This window comes from Streptococcus parasanguinis (assembly GCF_001074805.1).
GTDB classification, from domain to species: domain Bacteria; phylum Bacillota; class Bacilli; order Lactobacillales; family Streptococcaceae; genus Streptococcus; species Streptococcus parasanguinis_A.
In genome coordinates this window covers 1-19,111 of the sequence record NZ_JUPI01000122.1, presented here as the reverse complement: position 1 = coordinate 19,111, position 19,111 = coordinate 1, and the positions used below count along the sequence as shown (strand labels likewise).

Genomic DNA, 19,111 nt, shown 5'->3' with positions numbered 1-19,111 from the left:
AGCGAACTTCTACGAAGTTCCATGACTTAGTTTTGAACCTAAGGTTTCAAAACTCCCGAGTGCCTGAAACAAAAACGTTTCAGGCACTTTTCTCTCGGCGGAAAGTTTTCGTATATTATGATTCATTTTGAAAATTAGAACTCTTTTATAGTTCTTTGAAGAATCACTTAACTTATTTTACTTAAAAATTAGATCCTATTCGTTTAGGATTGGCAAAATAAGCCAATTTTTTATTTTTTTTGAAAAAGTGTTCTCCTCAAAAATTCTGATAGTTTACGAATCGTTTACGGTTGCTGGAATCGCTTGCAAAACAGGCTTGTAAAAGAGTATACTAAATAAGGAAAAACATTTTTAAAAAGGAGTTTAGGATGAAGAAGCACTATTTTCGATCAGCTGTAGCAGCCTTGCTTCCGCTTTTGTTGATTGCTCAACCTGTTGAGGCTTGTACAGGGTTCATCATCGGGAAGAAATTGACTGCCGACGGTTCGACCTTGGTAGGGCGTACCGAAGATTTAGAGCCCAACCATAATAAAAATTTTGTGGTTAGAGAGCGTGTCTACAATAAAAAAGGAGCCATCTTTGAAGATGCTGCCAACGGTTTTCAATATCCCTTGCCTGAGATTAGCTATAAGTATACAGCGGTCCCAGATGTCACCCCTGAACAAGGGATTTTTGACGAAGCAGGATTCAACGAATATGGGGTTTCCATTTCTGCCACTGTATCTGCTTCAGCAAATGACAAGATCCAAAAGGTGGATCCCTATGTCAAGGATGGCCTCGCAGAATCGGGCTTGACCAGTATCGTTCTCCCAAGTGTGAAAACCGCAAGAGAAGGGGTTGAACTCATTGCTAAAATCGTCGAAGAAAAAGGCGCTGCAGAAGGAAATATTGTGACCATTGCCGATAAAGAAGGCGTCTGGTATATGGAAATCCTATCTGGTCACCAATATGCAGCGATTCTCTTCCCAGAGGATCGGTTTGCGGTCTTTCCAAATACCTTCTTCTTAGGGCATGTAGATCTGTCGGATACCGAACGCACGATCGCTTCAAAAGATCTTGAAAAAGTCGCCAAAGAAGCCAATAGCTATAAGGAAGTGGACGGAAAATTCCACGTTTCTCAATCCTATAATCCGCCTTTGCAAGAAGCAGATCGCTCGCGGGTTTGGTCGGGGATCAAATCTCTAGACCCAAGCTCTCCTGTTAAATATGACGATGCGTCCTTTGACCTTCTTCATACAACCGATCGAAAATTAACCCTCCGCGATGCCATGAATCTGCAACGCAATCGTTTGGAAGGAACCAAATATAAACCACAGGATCAAATGGAGCTGGATGGAAAAGGCATTCCGAAAAAAGGAGAGTTTGATGCGGTTTATAAATACCCTATTTCCAATCCAAATGTCATGGAGGCCCATATTTTCCAACTGAAAGACGATGTCCCAGCGAGTGCGGGTGGGGGCACCATGTGGCTGTCGATGGGTAGTCCACGAAATGCTCCATACCTACCGTACTATGGCAATATTCTCAACACCTATCAAGCCTACCAAGAATTAGGCGATCATTACAATGACCGCTCCTGGTATTGGACCATTTCAAGAATCAATGACCTTGTAGCCAAGTATCCTGATTTATTCGAAGATGGGGCGATTCGTACTGAAATGGAACGATTGGAATCTCAGTGGATGGTTGAACAAGATCTGAGTGATCAGGAACAAATTGCCCTTGCTTCTCAGCCTGAAGAAGCAAGTAAGAAGGCAACAGAGGAAGGAATAGCGAGAGCTGAGAAAACCTTTGAACGCTTGCAAGAAATTAGAAAAGAAGCAGAACAAAAGGTAGCAGATGAACACGGAAAAAGTGCTCTGCAAGATCTAGATGACGAAGAAGATGCTGCTTATGAAGAGAAAATTGATCTCGTTGATTTTGACTATGATTACATTTTAGCAGCAGGCTTGTTCGGAGCAACCCTTCTAGCGATTGTGATCTATCTAATTCGCTCAAAGAAACAAAAGGGAGGAAAACAAGATGACTAAAATTCAAAGAGTCTCGATCTATCTCTTTCTATTATTTGCAGGAATTGGCTTGGAGTTTGAACTCGGTCATCTTTCTCAACAAGAATTTAGCCAGTCTGCAGGCAGAGACTTGGTCTTGAACTTGTCTGTTTTAGCTGCTATTATTATCCCACTCTATCTCTTTTCAAAACGATTGGCCAAGCAGTTGTCTGTCCCAAACTATCTCTTATGGATTGCTATGTTTGGGGGTGCCTTCGTAGCAGGCTGGTTGAGCTTTTCAGGTAATAGCTTGATCGATATTATGAATAGCCATGTGATCAAGGATGCCACTGTCTTTAACAAGTGGACCGATGCCTTGACAGCCCCATTCTCAGAGGAATTCTTTAAGGCTCTAGTTGCCTTTTGGGTAGTTTTGATGGTTGGCAAAAAAGATCTAAAAGCAATTCTAATTGCCGGCTTGGGCTCTGGCTTTGGTTTTCAAATCATTGAGGACTTAGGGTACGTTGCCCGCCAAACAAAAACTAGCCAATTAGCCGCCGTTACTGAGGCCATTAATCGTATTTCTGGTGGGTTAGCTTCACACGCCCTCTATACAGCTGTTGTATCCGTTGGTGTCTTCCTCTTGTTGTCTCAAGTGACCCAGCAAAAGGAAAAACTCTTTGGACTCTGGTGTGTTGTCTCGACAGTAGCCAATCACTTCTTATGGAATTCTCCATTTTATGAAACAGACCATCGGATTAATCTTCTCGTCGGACTGCTCTTTGCCGTCCAAGTAGGGACCTTTATCGAAGTGGTGCTCTATACCAAGAAAGAGCCCGATTTGCCATTTTTAAAACAATAAGGCAAATTTTTCAAACACAAAAGAACTAAGACGTGCGTCTTAGTTCTTTCATTTTCTCAATTCTTGTAAGAGTGTTTTTGCTTTTTCTAAATTGAAGGGTTTGTTTTCAAGGAGTTGGCTGACCAGACGGGGAACTTCCTCTTCCTTGGCTCCTGCTAGCAGGGCTAGAGAGCGTGCTTGGAGTTTCATATGTCCTGCTTGGATCCCTGTAGTCACTAAGGCTTTCAAGGCAGCGAAATTCTGCGCCAAACCGAGCGAAGCGATGATACTGGCTAATTCGATAGCAGAAGGTTCTCCTAGTAAACGGTGGCTGACTTGAACCGTAGGGTTGAGGCCAATCGAGCCTCCTTTTGTCGCAACCGGCATTGGTAGGGTGATCTCTCCATAGAGTTTTTTCTCTTCCGGCTGACTTGTCCAGTGACTCAAACCCTTGTAAGAACCACTTTGTGCAGCATAGGCATGGGCTCCTGCTTCGATGGCCCGCCAGTCATTACCTGTCGCAAGGACCAGGGCATCAATCCCGTTAAAAATTCCCTTGTTATGAGTGGCTGCACGGTAAGGATCCACTTGAGCCAGTTGGCTAGCTAGCTCCATCCGGTGAGCAATCTCAATGGCTTCCTCAGGATTTCGACTCAGTGCTTTAAAATCGATAGTGCACCGTGCACTCACCAAAGAGCGCGTGGCCAAGTTGGATAAAATCGCCATTAAGGCCTGACCACTAGAGAGTTCTTGGATGCGATCGGTCAGCGCTTCCAGCATGGTGTTGAGCATATTGGCCCCCATGGCCTCTTTAGGATCGACAGCCAAGTAGACAATGAGAAAGTCCCCCTTGTTTTCGACCCAAAGATCCCTTGCTCCGCCTCCACGCTTGACGATAGAAGGATAGGCTTCATTAGCTAGCTGAAGAAGAGTTTCCTTGTCTTCTAGGATGCGCTTGCTAGCCATTTCCACATCCTTAACATCTGTCAGAGCAATCTCACCGATCATTTGGCGTTGGTGCACTTGGGTGGTGAAACCGCCCGAACGTTGGATGAGTTTGGCTGCAAAGCTGGTTGCAGCAACTACGGAAGGCTCTTCTGTGACCATAGGAAGGACATAGTCACGACCATTGATCAGAAAATAAGGAGCGAGGCTAAAAGGCAGATCAAAGGTCGACAAGACATTTTCCGTCAGTTGATCTGCAATAGAGAGGGGGAGTCCCTTTTGTTCTTTTAAGATCTGTGCTTCATCCCAAGTTAAGAGGCCTTCCTTCAGTAAGGCCTCTATGCGTTCAGTGGGCGAAAGTTTTGCAAAACCTGGTAATCGTGCCATTATTTTTCTACTTTCTGGTAAGTGCGTTGGTGTTCCTTGATCTCTGTCAAAGCATAAGTTTGAAGCGTAGCAGGCTCAAACACTTGATTGCCACTAGGATCTAGATCTACTTCCTCATAAAAGAGTCGTTCGTAGTCAGCAACACTAAGAACCGTCCGTTGATCTAGTTTGTCCATACGTTTGTGATCTAGGAGTTGCTCAAAACCAGGAACGAGATTGGCACTAAAGATCTCAGAAACTGCTCCACTTCCATAGCTAAAGATGGCGATTCGGTCCCCGGCTTTGAGTTGGGGACGATTTTCCAGTAGTGACAGCAAGCCTAAGAAAAGAGATCCAGTGTAGATATTTCCTACGCGTTGGCTGTATAGAATCGATTGATCAAAATTGTATTGTAATTGATCTTTTTTCTCTTCTGATACTGACTTATCCAAGATTTTTTTCAAGCCCTTGAGAGCTAATTTCGGATAAGGCAAGTGGAAGCAGACGGCTGCAAAGTCTGTCAAGGTAAGGCCAGTCCGTTTCTGGTATTCTGCCCAGGTTGTTTTCAGAGAATCTAGATATTGTTGCGTTGAATAAATCCCATTCACGAAGGGAGTTGTCGCATAATTTGGACGCCAAAAATCCATCACATCGCGTGTTTTGGCAACATTATCATCGTTAAAAGATAGAATACGAGGATTTTGGCTGATCAGCATGGCAACCGCTCCAGCCCCTTGTGTCGGTTCACCAGGAGTTCCAATTCCATATTTAGCAATGTCACTGGCAATGACCAAGACCTTACTATGCGGGGATTTTTCAACATGGAGTTTAGCATAATCCAAAGCAGCAGTTGCAGCATAGCAAGCTTCTTTCATCTCAAAAGAGCGGGCAAAAGGCTGGATGTCTAGTAAACCATGGACAAAAACAGCAGCGGCCTTACTCTGGTCAATCCCAGATTCCGTCGCAAGAATCACCATATCGATCGCTTGTTTGTCTTCATCTGTCAAAATATCATCTGCAGCAGTTGCAGCCAGTGTGACGATGTCTTCTGTGATCGGTGCAACACTTTGTTCTTTTAAGAGAAGACCCTTGCTCAGTTTTTCGGGATCAGTATCACGAGCAGCAGCCAAATCTTCTAAACGCAAGACATAGGGGCTCGTCGCAAAACCAATCTTATCAATCCCAATTGTCATTCTTAACCTCTTTTTTATTTGATATCTACTAGTATATTTCGTTACTATTTTACCATATTTAAGGGTAAAACTCCCTTGAAAAAACTAGATCAGCAAGGAAATCATTCTCGGGACCGATTTTGCAATGTTTCAAAGAAAAAATAAAGAATCTATAAGAAAAAGCCATCCTCAGATGACTTTTCAACTCTTATGCTTAGCTATCTTTTTTAGGGTTGCTCATGACCCGTATGAAGAGTTCTTTGCATTTATCTTTTAGAACTTTTTCGTAGAAGACGAGTATAGCGATGTCCACAATCATAAAGTTCAAGGTCAGATAGAACAAGTCAAATGAATTGCGGGCATAATCAGTCGCTAATAGATAGGAGGAGAGGGCTCCTAGAATCATATAAGGAAGATACTTGATATACTTGTTTATCATCATACAGCACCTCGCATACTTTAAAGGATTTGCTTTCTTACTATCATTGTATCCCTTTTAAGGAAAAATGCAAGCGATGACACTTATAGAAATTAAAAAACCAATATTATTTTGCATTAGTTTGAATGGAGAAAAACTATTTTAAGATAAGTGAAGCGATTCTTCAAAAAAATAAAAATGAGTTCCAATTTTTAAAATGAATCAAGAAAATACAAAAACTTTCTGCTGTGAGAAAAGTGCTAGAAACAATAGTGTTTCTAGCACTCGGGATTTTTGGACCTAAGGAAAGTTTTTAAGAAGACTTTGTCACCAACATGACATATGCTAGTTGGCATTGGTCATTTTTCTTTTTTGATAGCGTTGGTAGGAATGGTAAAGTTTCAAGACGACAGATCCGCTAGCCATCCCGATGGAGATGACCAAGGCCAGGATAACAACCAGTGTCACGCTGGTTACTGCCTGTCGATATTGGCCACTGACAAAGAAGGAAGTGGTCCGATAGGAAATATATCCAGGAACCAAAGGGGCGAGAATGGACAGCATAAAGACCACGACAGGCGTCTTGAGAACGATACTTAAAATCTGACTAATGCAGGATCCCACAATAGCGGCGATAAAGGTTGCTACGATAACATTGGTAGGACCTTTTAGAATATAGTATAGTAGCCAGATGCCCATCCCTAAGATTCCTCCAGGAATCAGCATGGAGCGCTGCACATTTAGGACGATTAAAAAGGTGATGATGGCAATCAAACTGGCCACCGCTTGGATTAAAAATTCAGTTAGGTTCATGATTTTATTTCATAAGGACAAGGGCAACGGTTGTACCGGCACCAAGGGCAAGAGTAATGAGGAGAGTCTCAAAGAGTTTGCTCATCCCAGAGTTGAGGTGGTAATTCATGAGATCTCGGACGGCATTGGTCATAGCGATTCCAGGAACGAAGGGCATGACACAGCCTGCGATAATGAGATCGGTGTTGGAAGGAAAACCACTATAGCGCGTCCAGATATGGGCTAAAAAACCAAAGACAAAGGCGGCCGCAAAGGCAGTGGCAAAAGGAATGTGAACGTATTTCTCAACGACAAGTGAAAAAGCAAAGGCAAAGACAGTTGCAATGCCCGCTCCAATGGCATCGTAGAAATTTCCTCCAAACATGATGGAGAAGAAAGGCGCACTGAGGGTTGCCGCAATGGTCAACTGGAGATTGGTATAAGGAACACGCTTTTTTTTCAACTCGCTCAGGGCCTGGTAAGCGTGCTCGAGATCCATCTCTCCAGAGACTAGTTGACGAGAGATCTGGTTGACATCACAGACTTTTTCGATATTGTAATTGGTCCGCAAGATCCGTTTCATGCGCGTGACATTGGCGTTCTCAATTGAAAAGAAAATAGCGACTGGCATCGCTAAAACATTGCAATCGACGATTCCCTGTGAATGGGCGATCCGGATCATGGTATCTTCGACCCGGTGAATCTCAGAACCGCTCTCTATAAGGAGGGTTCCAGCTAACATCAGGACGTCGATCACTTGGTTGATCTGTTTTGACTCTTCCATAATTTCCTTCTTACTAAATAATCTGTTTCTATTATAGCAAAAAAGGACGAGAGACAGAACTAAAATCTGACAATTCTAGTTTGTTTCTTATCCTTTCTGAATTCGTTTAGAATAGCTATTGTTTAGGTTTATCATTCGTTAACTCGGGTGGTGGTGCTGCACGGTGCTATCCTGGACGAGAAGGGTTGCTAAAAAGATCAGTGCAATCAGGATAAAGAGCCAAATAATAGCGAAAATAAATGTTAAAAACATAGGATCACCCCTTCTATCTTATTTACAGCTCTACTATAACACTTGGAGAAAGCGCTGTCAAACCCTATATGGTAGGCTCTTAAACTCTTTTAAAATTCAGAATACTCTTGCGATGGGGATGAAAAAACCAGCCGTTTCCGACTGGTTTTTAAGACCTATTTGAATCTTAGCTCAATGCATCATCCATTGAAAGAACTTCGTGGAAGACACGTTGTGTCAATTCAGTTTTTTGTTCTGGAGTGAGGTATTTAGTGTTTACACAGTATCCAGAGATACGTACGATTACGTCTTCACCTGACATGATCTTTTCGTAAACATCGTTCAAGTCCATAACGTTCAAGTTAACGTGTTGTCCACCGTTTTCGAAGTAACCATCAAGGATTGTTACCAAGTTATCAACTTGTTCGTCACGAGTTTTACCAAGAGCGCGAGGTGATACTTGAGTTGTCAATGAGATACCATCAGCTGCATAACCAAAGTCAAGGCTAGCAAGTGAGTTCAAGTTTTGCAACCATCCACCTTTAGCTTTGTTAGATGGGTTAGCACCTGGTGAGAAGAATTCAAGTTTAGACAAGTTCACAGAACCATCTTCGTTGAGGTATACACCTTTGTGGACTGGTGAGTTACCAGTTTGTTTAGAGTATGCAACGTTAGAAGTGATGGTAAGAAGTGAAACAGTTGCTTCAGCGTTCTTGTAAAGTTTGTGGCTGCGAAGACGAGTAGTGTAAGCTTCGATCAACCATTCTGCCAATTCGTTAGAACGTGGGTCATCTTCACCCCAACGTGGGTATTCACCGATTGTTTCGTAATCGTAGATGTAGCCATCTTCGTCACGGATTGGTTTAACAGTAGCGTATTTGATTGCTGACAAAGTATCAACAGTGTTAGCGAATCCACAGATACCGAATCCCATGTTAGCGCGTTGGTGAGTTGGCAAGAAGGCCATTTGAACAGCTTCGTAGTTGTACTTATCAGTCATGTAGTGGATGATGTTCAAAGCATCTACGTAAGTGTCTGTCAACCAGTCAAGAGATTTTTCGAAGTTTGCTTTAACAGATTCGAATTCAAGAACTTCGTCACGGATAGGATCGATGTCAAATACTTTGTAGTCTTTATGAACGTCGTCGTAACCACCGTTCAAACCAGTAAGAAGAGCTTTAAGCACGTTTACACGAGCACCGAAGTACTGAATGTTGTGGCGTTGTTCTTCATTTTCTGGGTCAAGTGGAGATACACAACATGAGATACAGCTCATTTCACCGTATCCGTCTTTAGCCATAGTAGTTACACCTTCGTATTGGATAGAAGAGTGTTTGTGGCTCATGTGCATACAGTAGCGACGGAAGCTGTATGGCAATTTGTCAGTCCAAAGAACTGTCAAGTTTGGTTCTGGAGAGTTACCGATGTTGTCCAAAGTGTTCAAGAAACGGAAGTCCATCTTAGTAACACGGTGACGTCCGTCGTTACCCATACCAGCCATAGAAGTTGTGATGAAGGTTGGGTCACCTGAGTACAATTGGTCGTAAGCTTTTGTACGAGCAAATTTAACAGTACGCAATTTCATAACGAAATCGTCAACGAATTCTTGGATTTCAGATTCAGTGTAAGTACCACGAGCCAAGTCACGTTCAGCGTAGATATCCAAAACGATTGGCACACGTCCAAGAGAAGTAGCAGCACCGTTGATCACACGGCAGACAGCCATGAAGGCGATGTTTGTCCATTGGATTGCTTCTTTTGTATCGAAGGCAGGACGACGTACGTCTACACCATAAAGGTCACCCAATTTAACAACTTCTTGAAGTGCTTGGTATTGAAGGTTTACTTCTTCACGAAGACGGATTGATTCTTCGTCGATTTCAGTAATCGAGTTCCAGTCGTTTGCTTTTTCAGCCATCAAGTAGTCAGCACCGTAAAGAGCCAAACGAGCATAAACCCCGATGATACGTCCACGAGAGTATGCATCTGGAAGACCAGTTACAGTGTGAGCGTGACGAGCACGACGGATGTTAGAAGTGTAAGCGCGGAAGATACCGTCGTTTACAGTTGTAACGTATTTTGTGAAGATTTCATGAACTGTAGGATCTGGTTCGTATCCATTTTCTTTCAAAGTAGTTTCCGCCATACGGATACCACCACGAGGCATAAAGTTCAATTTGAACAATTCATCATTTTGGATACCGAAGATCACTTCGTTTTCTTTATCGATATATCCAGCTGCGATATCAGCGATAGATGTTGGACGGTTATCGTATGGGAAACGAGTTTCTTCATAATGAGCTTTCGTTTCTTCAACAATTTTTTTGATGTGAAGAGAACGTTCAGTTGGACCAGCTAGGAAGCTTTCATCTCCATCATATGGTGTGTAGTTAGCTTGAACGAAGCGAGAAACGCTTGCTTTTTCTTTCCAATCTTCACCTTTGAAGCCTTCCCAGGCTTTGTCAAAAATATCTTGTGCTTCAACGACTGTTTTAACAACCATTTTTATTTTCCTCTATTGTCTTTCTAGCAACTATATCTGTTGCACTTACAATAGTAGTATACCATACAGAAATCGGTTACACAAAGGCGAATTGCGAAAAACAACAGATTCTTTTGTAATACAGTTTCAAATCCTCTGCGATACTGTACTATATTTTTGAAAACAAACACAGTTTTTCAACAATTTTCATGTTTTCTGGAGAGCCGATTTTTGCAATTCTGAAATTTTCTTCCTATAATAGAAAGAAAGGAGGGTGAAAAATGCTGATATTTCCATTAGTGAATGATACCAGTCGCAAGATTATTCATATTGATATGGATGCATTTTTTGCTGCCGTCGAAGAAAGAGACAACCCTAGTTTGAAGGGCAAGCCTGTCGTGATTGGCCAGGACCCTCGTCAGTCAGGAGGGAGAGGTGTTGTCTCGACTTGTAACTATGAAGCAAGGAAATATGGCATTCATTCAGCTATGAGCTCTAAAGAAGCGCTGGACCTTTGTCCTCAAGCCATTTTTATATCTGGAAATTATGAGAAATACCGAGAAGTAGGTGAGCAGGTCCGTGAGATTTTCAAGCGTTATACAGATCTAATTGAGCCCATGAGTATTGATGAAGCCTATCTAGATGTGACGGAAAATAAAATCCAGAGCAAATCAGCTGTCAAAATCGCCCGCTTGATTCAGCATGCTATCTGGGAAGAGCTGCATCTCACAGCTTCAGCGGGTGTTTCTTATAATAAGTTTTTGGCCAAGATGGCAAGTGACTACCAAAAACCCCGTGGCCTAACGGTGGTCTTACCGGAGGACGCTGAGGATTTCCTGAGCCAAATGGATATTGCCAAATTTCATGGAGTAGGAAAGAAGACAGTAGAGAGACTACATGAGATGGGTGTCTATACTGGCGCGGATCTTTTAGCCATCCCGGAGATGACTTTGATTGATCGGTTTGGGCGATTTGGCTATGATCTCTTTCGAAAGGCGCGAGGGATTCATAATAGCCCTGTCAAAAGTCATCGCATCCGCAAGTCGATCGGAAAAGAGCGGACCTACCGCAAGCTCCTTTATGCAGAAGATGATATTTTAGAAGAAATTGCCAATCTGTCCAGTAAGGTGGCCCAATCGCTGGAAAAACATGGTAAGCAAGGAAAGACCTTGGTCTTAAAAGTGCGCTATGGAGACTTTACCACCTTGACTAAGCGGATCACCTTGACGGAGCCAACGCGAGATGCTGAGCGCATCAATCGTTCAGCGCGTCACATTTTTCAAGAAATCGAATCGATAAATACAGGAATCCGCCTCTTGGGTGTCACCATGACCAACTTTGTTGATCATACTGAACTGCCTCTGGTAGAGGAAGAAAAAGACAACTAGTCTGTTCACTAGTCGTCTTTTTTGATATCAAAGAAGGCTGCAATCTCTTCTTCTGTTAGTCCAATCATAGGCGAGATGGCGTGGAGATTGTCTTCTGTTAGTCGATAGACAGTAGGCTTAGACGTCTCTGTTTTCGTTTCAACAGTTTCTTCCTTGCTTCGTGCAGATTCGACTGTAGCAGAAGCCGTTGCAACGGATGAAGAATAGTCTGTGGTGGCTTCGCCTCCGTCCAGGTCCTTGAAGCGCTCCACTAAGTAGGTCTTGCGCGCTGTACCTGTATTTTTAGTGGCGTAATCAAAGGCGCTGTATTCTCCTAAGAGGATGAGTTTGCTCTTAGAGCGCGTGATGGCGGTATAGATCAAATTACGCTGCAACATCCGGTGGCTTTGATTAGTAATGGGTAAAATCACCACAGGAAATTCGCTTCCTTGCGATTTGTGAATACTCATCGCATAGGCTAAGCGAATCTTGTACCATTCATTGCGCGGGTAGACGATTTCATTGCCATCAAATTGGATAGTCAATTCATCTTGCTTCGATTCTGTATATTTTCCGGGGAGAAGATCGGTAATGTAGCCAATATCTCCATTAAAGACATTGCTTTCTGCATCATTGACCAGATGGATAACCTTGTCTCCATCGCGGTATTGGCAGTCTGGCGTCTCAAAGACGATCTGATCTTTGACAGCTGGATTGAGAAGGTCTTGCATGAGTGTATTGATGTTGTCAATGCCGGCCTGGCCCTTGTACATCGGTGCCAAGACTTGGATATCTCGAGCCGGGATCTGACTGCGAAGGGCGGCAGAGGTGATCTGTTCGATCATCTTAGGGATGTGTTCGCTTCCGGCTTCGAAATAAGAGCGGTCGGCTTTTCGTTCTGTGAAATCTTGAGGAAGCTTGCCCTGGCGAATGTCTCCTGCAAGTGAGACAATGGTCGAATCTTCACTCTGACGGAAAATATGTTCGAGCTTGGTCTGAGGGATGCTTGGGATCTGCAAGAGATCCGCTAGGACCTGTCCAGGACTGACGGATGGTAATTGGTCGGCATCTCCCACAATCAAGAGTTTGGTATCGGTTGCGATGTTGCTGACTAATTGATTAGCCAGCCAGGTATCGACCATAGAAAACTCGTCTACAATGATAAAGTCTGCGTCCAGATAGTCCTCTAAGTGGCTGGTGTCATCATCTCCTGTCATCCCCAAATGGCGGTGGATGGTGGCACTCGGAAGTCCTGTCAGCTCATTCATGCGCCGGGCTGCCCGTCCCGTTGGAGCAGCCAGCAGAATCGGCAAGTCTTTTTTCTTCCGCAGATCCAACTGGTGGAGTTGGGCATAGACACTGATCATCCCATTGATAACGGTGGTTTTTCCTGTTCCCGGTCCCCCAGTGAGGATAAAGACCTTATTTTGAATTGCTTGGTGAATCGCCTCTTTTTGAATCGCATCGTAGTGAATCCCCAGATCTTTTTCAACCTCTTTAATTGCCTGGTTGATTTTCTCAGGGTCAAATGAAGTCTGCTTTCCTTTTTCCAGCAATCGGCCAATGTGACTGCGAATCCCTTCTTCCGCAAAGAAAAGGCTGTTGTCAAAGATCTTGGTGTCCACGTTTTGGACCTTGTCTTCCTCGATGAGGTGGCCTAATTCTTGGGCGACAGTGGAAGGATCCAATTCTACTGGACGCGCTGATTCCAAAAGGTCAATGCTATAGCGCAGGAGGTCCTTGGCTTCAATATAGGTATTTCCAGTCTCGATAGAGTAGCTGAAGAGACTATGAATCAGACCCGCGCGGAAACGCTCGGGGGCGTCACTTGCAATGCCCAATTCTTCTGCTAGTTGGTCCGCGATTTTAAAGCCCATGCCTTGGATGTCTTCTACCAATTGGTAGGGCTGTTGCTCCACGATCTGGAGCGTTTCTTCCTTGTAGAAATCCTGGATTTGAAAGGCTAGTTTATTGGGAATGCCATAATTGGCTAGTTGGGCGAGAATACGCTCCGTTCCGTAATTCTGACGGAGTTTATCCACAAAAGCCAGGCGGTTTTTCTTGGAGAGGCCTGTGATGTCTTCTAATTTTTCAGGGGCTTCCAGAATTTTATCAATGGTGTCTTCTCCATAGAGATCGACGATTTTTTGAGCTGTTTTGAGACCAATTCCCTTGAAATGATCGCTGGAAAAATACTTCACTAAGCCCTTGCTAGAGGGTTTTGCCCGTTCATAGCGACTGATTTTGAGCTGTTCTCCGTATTTAGGATGATGGACCAGCTCCCCCCAGAAGGTGTAGTCTTCGCCTTCCATGATATCTGCCATGGTGCCCGTCACAATAATCTCAAAATCATCAAAGTCTTCGGCGTCGGTATCGCTAATGTCGAGCAGGAGGATTCGAAAAAAACTACTGGGATTTTCAAAAATAATGCGCTCAATAGTACCAGAAAAATAATATTCCATCATTTCTTTCCTTTTTATAAAGCAAGGCTGGGACATACTTGTCTCAGCCTCAGTCTGTTGATCTATACTAATAAGTTTTGAAAGGGTAGATAGGCCATAGTCTAAAGACGGCTTGCCCTTTGATTTGTTCTTTTTTGAAAGCTCCGACCTGACGGCTATCCTTTGAAACGATCCGGTCATCTCCAAGTAAGAGATATTCATCGTCAAGCAACTTTAAAGTAAATTTAGGATTGCCATCCTTGTCCACTGTAAAGGCTTGAGCTGTATTGGCCAGTTGGCGGAAGAGTTCTCCGTTTTCTTCAAATCCTTTTCCAGTGTAGGTCGATTGCAATTTATCTTTTTTGAAACGAGCGATATAGTTTTTCAAATAAGGCTCATTGGTCTTTTTCCCGTTGATGTAGAGGGTATCGTTATCATATTGGATGGTATCTCCAGGAAGACCGATGACCCGCTTGACGATGTCCTTGGTTTTACCGTCGTCATCTTTTTCACTGGCAACAACAATGTCGAAACGATCGATTGAGAGGTGGTTGACCACAAGGAGGTACTCGCTATCGGCCAGGGTCGGATCCATCGAATGGCCATCTACCTTGACCGGAGCCCAGAGGTAAATGCGAGAGGCGATGATGAGACCAACAATGATACTGAAGAGGCCCCATTCTTTAAGGAATCTCACCACAGGTGAGCTCGATGTATGTTTTGAACTTCTTTTTGACATGACTTATCTTTCTAGTAATTTCTTTGCTTTTTCTGTGTTTTTAAAATGGAGTTTGGCACAATAATCCAGAGCTTTCATCCCGTAGGTCTGGAGTAATTTAGCAGCGACTTGGTCTGATTTGGCCCCTGCTCCACTAGGGAGATTAAATCCCAGTTCCTTGCCCAGATCTTCCAGATTTTGAAGGAAGAGATTGCGAGCGATGATGGAGCTAACTGCCACAGCTAGATACTTGCTTTCGGCTTTTTCTTCCAACTCAATGGCTTGCGTGACCTGATTTTTTTCAGCTTTTACGTATTTTTGGTAGTTTTTAGCAGTTGTAAAGGCATCAATCACAATTCGCTCTGCTTGGACTCCTTTATTTAACAGAAGGTAGATGGCCTGATTGTGCAGGGCTACTTTGACCGAAACAGCATTGTAACCAGAAGCGATCACTTCGTTGTACTTCTTTGGAGACAATAAGAGTGCTTGGTGCTGGATATTTTCCTCAAGGAGAGGAGCCAATTGCTGAATTTTTCGATCATCCAAGGTCTTCGAATCACCAACACCAAGCTTTTTGAGCCAGTCGTGCTGGTCAGGTGTGACAAAGGATGCGACAACGGTGAGTCCACCAAAATAAGAGCCGTTTCCGACCTCATCGGTTCCGATCATGGCTAGATCTTGTCGTGCAGATGAAGTAGAACGCTTAAGGTTCCCAGCATCTTGCCCGAAAAAGGTCAGGTAAGGAGTGAGGTCATTGCCCTGGAGCAGGACCTTTCCAGACTTGTAGATCGAAACGGTCGCTCCCTCTAGTCGAAAGAAATAATCCATATGAGGGTTCTTGCTTTGAGTGAGAGAACTGCGATAGGTATGGACAAAATCAAGAATTTGCTCCTGTGTTGGAGTGAGTGTCATACTTTCCATAACCACTATTGTACCACAAATTCAGGGAGAGAGGGAGCAAAAAGAAAGAAAGAATCCACTGGAAAATCCCTGTGAAGAGGGGCTTTGCTACTGACAAAGCTAGCCTTTTTTGGTATAATACCGTGAGGTGATTTTTATGGCGAGCTTAAATAGATATAAATTTACATTTGGAGACAAAGCGCTCACTTTAACAACCAACCATGATAATTTGTTTATGGAAGAAGTCGAACGTGTTGCGAAAGAAAAATACCAAGCAATTAAGGAACAAATGCCAGAAGCAGATGATGAAACCATCGCTATCTTATTGGCAGTAAATAGTTTGTCTATGCAGCTGAATCGCGAGATTGAGTTTGACGACAAAGAAACAGAATTAGATGATTTTCGTCGCAAAGCTTTAGACGACTTAAAGGATAAATCATCCAAATAAGAGGAGATACATGTTAACTTTCTTAATCTTATTGATTTTGGCATGGAGCTTTTATATTGGCTATGCAAGAGGCATCATCCTCCAGTCCTATTACTTTCTAGTGACCTTGGTAGCCCTCTTGATTGCAGGTGGTAGCTACAAGGGACTGGCTAAGGTTTTGTCTCTATGGGTTCCTTTTTCGAGTCCCACCCAGCAATCGGTAAATTATTTTTATGCCAACCGCTACCTGTTTCAATTAGATGACATCTTTTATGCAGGGATGGCTTATGTGTTGATTTTTGTGCTGGTTTATTTGATCGGCCGCGTGATTGGAATCTTTATGCACTTGGTTCCCCAGCCAGAAAAATTGGAGGATCGCAAGTATCAAATTGGAGCAGGTGTGATCGCCGTCGTGATAACCCTCTTGGTGATTCAGATGGGCTTGACTGTTCTCTCAACGGTTCCCATGGCTTCCATCCAAAATAGACTAAATGCAAGTGGATTGATCCGCTTTATCATCCTTCATACCCCGATCAGTTCCAGTCTGTTCCACAACTTGTGGGTGACTGCGATTATCGGAGCTTAAGGAGCAAAAATGAAGAAAGGAGTGAGACAAGTCCGATTCAAGGAAGGACGCTCACTTTTTTTGTAGGAGAAACATGAATAAAAAAATCTTAGATATTCTGGAGTTTGACAAGGTCAAGCAACTTTTTGAACCCTATCTACAGACAGAACAAGGGGAGATGGAGCTAGCAGTCCTTACTCCAACTGATAAAAAAGAAACCATCGAAACGGCCTTTATGGAGCTAGAAGATATGGAGCAGATCCTCTTGGAAGAGCCTCGTTTTGCCGTGTCGACCATTCAAGATGTCCGTCCAGTGGCCAAGCGTTTGGAGATGGAGGCGGCCCTCAATATCGATGAATTATTAGCGCTAAAAGCAGTCCTTCGGGTGACGCATGAGCTCAAGGATTTCTACGACAACTTGGAAAATGTTCGTCTGGAAAGACTCCATCGCCTCTTTGACAACTTGGTGGATCTTCCTCGCCTACAAGGTGGGCTTCAAGCTATCAACGAAGGAGGCTTTGTCGAGTCTTTTGCCAGCGAAAAATTGGCCAAAATTCGTCGCCGCATCCAGGAAAATGAACACCAGGTCAGAGAGATTCTACAAGACCTGCTGAAAAGCAAGGCCGATATGTTGGCGGATGCTGTGATTGCTAGCCGGAATGGACGCAATGTTCTACCGGTAAAAAACACCTATCGCAACCGGATTGCAGGGGTGGTCCACGATATCTCAGCCAGTGGGAATACCGTTTATATCGAACCTCGTGCAGTGGTCAATCTCAATGAAGAAATCGCCAACCACCGGGCAGATGAACGGTATGAAATCATTCAGATTCTGGAGGAATTGTCTGACAGCCTGCGCCCCCATGCGGCAGAGATTGCTAACAACGCCTGGATTATCGGTCACTTGGACTTGATCAAGGCCAAGTATCGGTTTATGCGTGATTTCAAGGCAGTGGTACCAGAGGTTAGCAGTAATCGCTCTATTCAGCTCTTGCAACTACGTCATCCCTTGATTGAAAATGCCGTCGCGAATGACCTGCATTTTACCGAGGACTTGACTGAAATCGTGATTACCGGTCCCAATACAGGGGGGAAAACCATCATACTAAAAACGCTGGGACTAGCGCAAATTATGGCCCAGTCTGGTCTTCCCATCCTAGCAGATCCAGGTAGTCGTGTGGGCATCTTCTCACAAGTCTTTGCAGATATTGGAGATGAACAATCGATCGAGCAGAGCTTGTCGACCTTCTCCAGTCATATGACCAATATCGTATCGATCTTACATCAAGTAGATACTGCCTCCTTGATCCTTCTGGATGAGTTAGGAGCTGGAACCGATCCTCAAGAAGGGGCTGGCCTTGCTATTGCCATCCTAGAAGACCTGCGCTTACGCGGGATTAAGACCATGGCGACGACCCACTATCCAGAGCTCAAGGCCTACGGGATTGAGACTGCAGGGGTGCAAAATGCCAGCATGGAGTTTGACACAGCGAGTCTTCGTCCGACCTATCGCTTCATGCAAGGGGTACCTGGTCGCTCCAATGCCTTTGAGATCGCCCGTCGTTTGGGCTTATCTGAGACCATTATCCAGGATGCCATGAAGATGACCAATACGGACAATGATGTCAATCAGATTATTGAAAAACTGGAGGCGCAGACCTTAGAGAGTCGCAAGCGCTTGGATACCATTCAAGAAGTGGAGCAAGAAAATCTCAAATTCAATCGCGCTCTTCGAAAGCTCTATAACGAACTGACTCGGGAGAGGGAAACAGAGCTCAATAAGGCAAGAGAAGAAGCCAAGGAAATTGTGGACATGGCACTTTCAGAGAGTGACCGCATCCTTCAAGGTCTTCACGCTAAATCCCAGTTGAAGCCACATGAGATCATTGAGGCCAAGGCTCAGTTGAAAAAACTAGCTCCTGAGACCGTCGATCTTTCTAAAAATAAGGTCTTGAAAAAAGCCAAGAAGGCGCGCGCTCCTAAGGTAGGAGATGAGATCCTGGTTATCAGCTATGGGCAACGCGGGACCCTAGTCAAGCAACTCAAAGATGGGCGCTGGGAGGCGCAAGTCGGCTTGATCAAGATGACCTTGGAAGAAAAAGAATTCAACCTTATCAAGGTTGAAAAAGAAGCTGCTCAACCTAAGAAACGCCAGGTGAATGTCGTCAAGCGCTCCAACACGAGCGGACCGAGAGCGCGTCTGGACCTCCGTGGGAAACGCTATGAAGAGGCCATGCAAGAGCTAGATGGTTTTATCGATCAGGCTCTGCTCAACAACATGGCCCAAGTCGATATCATCCACGGGATCGGGACAGGGGTCATCCGTGAAGGGGTGACCAAATACCTCCGCCGCAACAAGCATGTCAAGAGTTTTGAATATGCCCCACAAAATGCGGGTGGAAGTGGCGCAACCATTGTTACGTTTAAAGGATAAGTTAAGCCCTAGCTTTTCATTAGCTAGGGTTTAGAATGTAGACTAAATTTTTTAAAGAAAAATAAGTTAAGTAATTCTGCAAAGAAATATAAATATGTTCCAATTCTTAGAATGAATTAAGAAAATACCGAAACTTTCCGCCGTGAGAAAAGTACCTGAAACAATACAGTTTCAGGTACTCGGAATTATTGAGACCTTAGGCTCAATAATTAGTCATGGAACTTCTTCGAAGTTCGCTGA

15 protein-coding genes are annotated in these 19,111 nt (G+C 43.9%); 6 read left to right on the top strand and 9 right to left on the bottom strand.

The window, feature by feature from the left end; genetic code table 11:
• Positions 1-368 precede the first annotated feature (368 nt).
• Positions 369-2,030: a C69 family dipeptidase gene (locus ADI76_RS08510; RefSeq protein ID WP_049515807.1), complete on the top strand. Its 1,662-nt coding sequence runs from the start codon at positions 369-371 to the stop codon at positions 2,028-2,030.
• Positions 2,023-2,850 carry a PrsW family glutamic-type intramembrane protease gene (locus tag ADI76_RS08505; RefSeq protein ID WP_024056383.1) on the top strand — a complete coding sequence of 276 codons (828 nt, stop codon included), beginning with the start codon at positions 2,023-2,025 and terminating at the stop codon, positions 2,848-2,850. The genes ADI76_RS08510 and ADI76_RS08505 overlap by 8 nt, the downstream gene beginning before the upstream one ends.
• Positions 2,851-2,898: 48 nt before the next feature.
• Here the strand turns inward: ADI76_RS08505 and ADI76_RS08500 are convergent, their stop codons facing one another.
• The 6 genes from ADI76_RS08500 to pflB form a co-directional block, all read right to left on the bottom strand.
• Complete coding sequence (locus ADI76_RS08500; protein WP_049515805.1) at positions 2,899-4,161, bottom strand: hydroxymethylglutaryl-CoA reductase, degradative; 1,263 nt, start codon at positions 4,159-4,161, stop codon at positions 2,899-2,901.
• Positions 4,161-5,333 carry a hydroxymethylglutaryl-CoA synthase gene (locus tag ADI76_RS08495; RefSeq protein ID WP_049515803.1) on the bottom strand — a complete coding sequence of 391 codons (1,173 nt, stop codon included), beginning with the start codon at positions 5,331-5,333 and terminating at the stop codon, positions 4,161-4,163. The genes ADI76_RS08500 and ADI76_RS08495 overlap by 1 nt, the downstream gene beginning before the upstream one ends.
• Positions 5,334-5,526: 193 nt before the next feature.
• Positions 5,527-5,751, bottom strand: a complete 225-nt coding sequence (locus ADI76_RS08490; protein ID WP_049515801.1) for a hypothetical protein — start codon at positions 5,749-5,751, stop codon at positions 5,527-5,529.
• Positions 5,752-6,075: 324 nt separating this feature from the next.
• Complete coding sequence (locus ADI76_RS08485) at positions 6,076-6,543, bottom strand: threonine/serine exporter family protein (RefSeq protein WP_049515799.1); 468 nt, start codon at positions 6,541-6,543, stop codon at positions 6,076-6,078.
• Between the two features lie 4 nt (positions 6,544-6,547).
• Positions 6,548-7,306, bottom strand: a complete 759-nt coding sequence (locus ADI76_RS08480) for a threonine/serine exporter family protein (protein WP_049515797.1) — start codon at positions 7,304-7,306, stop codon at positions 6,548-6,550.
• A 418-nt stretch (positions 7,307-7,724) separates the two neighbouring features.
• Complete coding sequence (gene pflB, locus ADI76_RS08475; RefSeq protein WP_049515796.1) at positions 7,725-10,040, bottom strand: formate C-acetyltransferase; 2,316 nt, start codon at positions 10,038-10,040, stop codon at positions 7,725-7,727.
• Positions 10,041-10,300: 260 nt separating this feature from the next.
• Between pflB and dinB the strand changes: the two genes are divergently transcribed.
• On the top strand, positions 10,301-11,407 hold the full coding sequence (gene dinB, locus ADI76_RS08470) for a DNA polymerase IV (RefSeq protein WP_049515794.1): 1,107 nt from the start codon (positions 10,301-10,303) through the stop codon (positions 11,405-11,407).
• An 8-nt stretch (positions 11,408-11,415) separates the two neighbouring features.
• Here the strand turns inward: dinB and ADI76_RS08465 are convergent, their stop codons facing one another.
• From ADI76_RS08465 to rnhC, 3 genes are all read right to left on the bottom strand, one after another.
• Positions 11,416-13,848, bottom strand: a complete 2,433-nt coding sequence (locus tag ADI76_RS08465) for an ATP-dependent RecD-like DNA helicase (RefSeq protein WP_049515792.1) — start codon at positions 13,846-13,848, stop codon at positions 11,416-11,418.
• Between the two features lie 67 nt (positions 13,849-13,915).
• Positions 13,916-14,566 (bottom strand): signal peptidase I, encoded by a 651-nt coding sequence (gene lepB, locus ADI76_RS08460; RefSeq protein WP_014713905.1) that lies wholly within the window; start codon positions 14,564-14,566, stop codon positions 13,916-13,918.
• 3 nt (positions 14,567-14,569) lie between these two features.
• Positions 14,570-15,466, bottom strand: a complete 897-nt coding sequence (gene rnhC / locus ADI76_RS08455; protein WP_049515791.1) for a ribonuclease HIII — start codon at positions 15,464-15,466, stop codon at positions 14,570-14,572.
• A gap of 136 nt (positions 15,467-15,602) precedes the next feature.
• Here rnhC and ADI76_RS08450 point away from each other — a divergent pair, with 136 nt between their 5' ends.
• The 3 genes from ADI76_RS08450 (at position 15,603) to ADI76_RS08440 (ending at position 18,871) form a co-directional block, all read left to right on the top strand.
• Positions 15,603-15,893, top strand: a complete 291-nt coding sequence (locus tag ADI76_RS08450) for a hypothetical protein (protein WP_049515789.1) — start codon at positions 15,603-15,605, stop codon at positions 15,891-15,893.
• A gap of 10 nt (positions 15,894-15,903) precedes the next feature.
• Positions 15,904-16,458 (top strand): CvpA family protein, encoded by a 555-nt coding sequence (locus ADI76_RS08445; protein WP_009731675.1) that lies wholly within the window; start codon positions 15,904-15,906, stop codon positions 16,456-16,458.
• A 73-nt stretch (positions 16,459-16,531) separates the two neighbouring features.
• Positions 16,532-18,871, top strand: a complete 2,340-nt coding sequence (locus ADI76_RS08440; protein ID WP_049515787.1) for an endonuclease MutS2 — start codon at positions 16,532-16,534, stop codon at positions 18,869-18,871.
• Positions 18,872-19,111 lie beyond the last annotated feature (240 nt).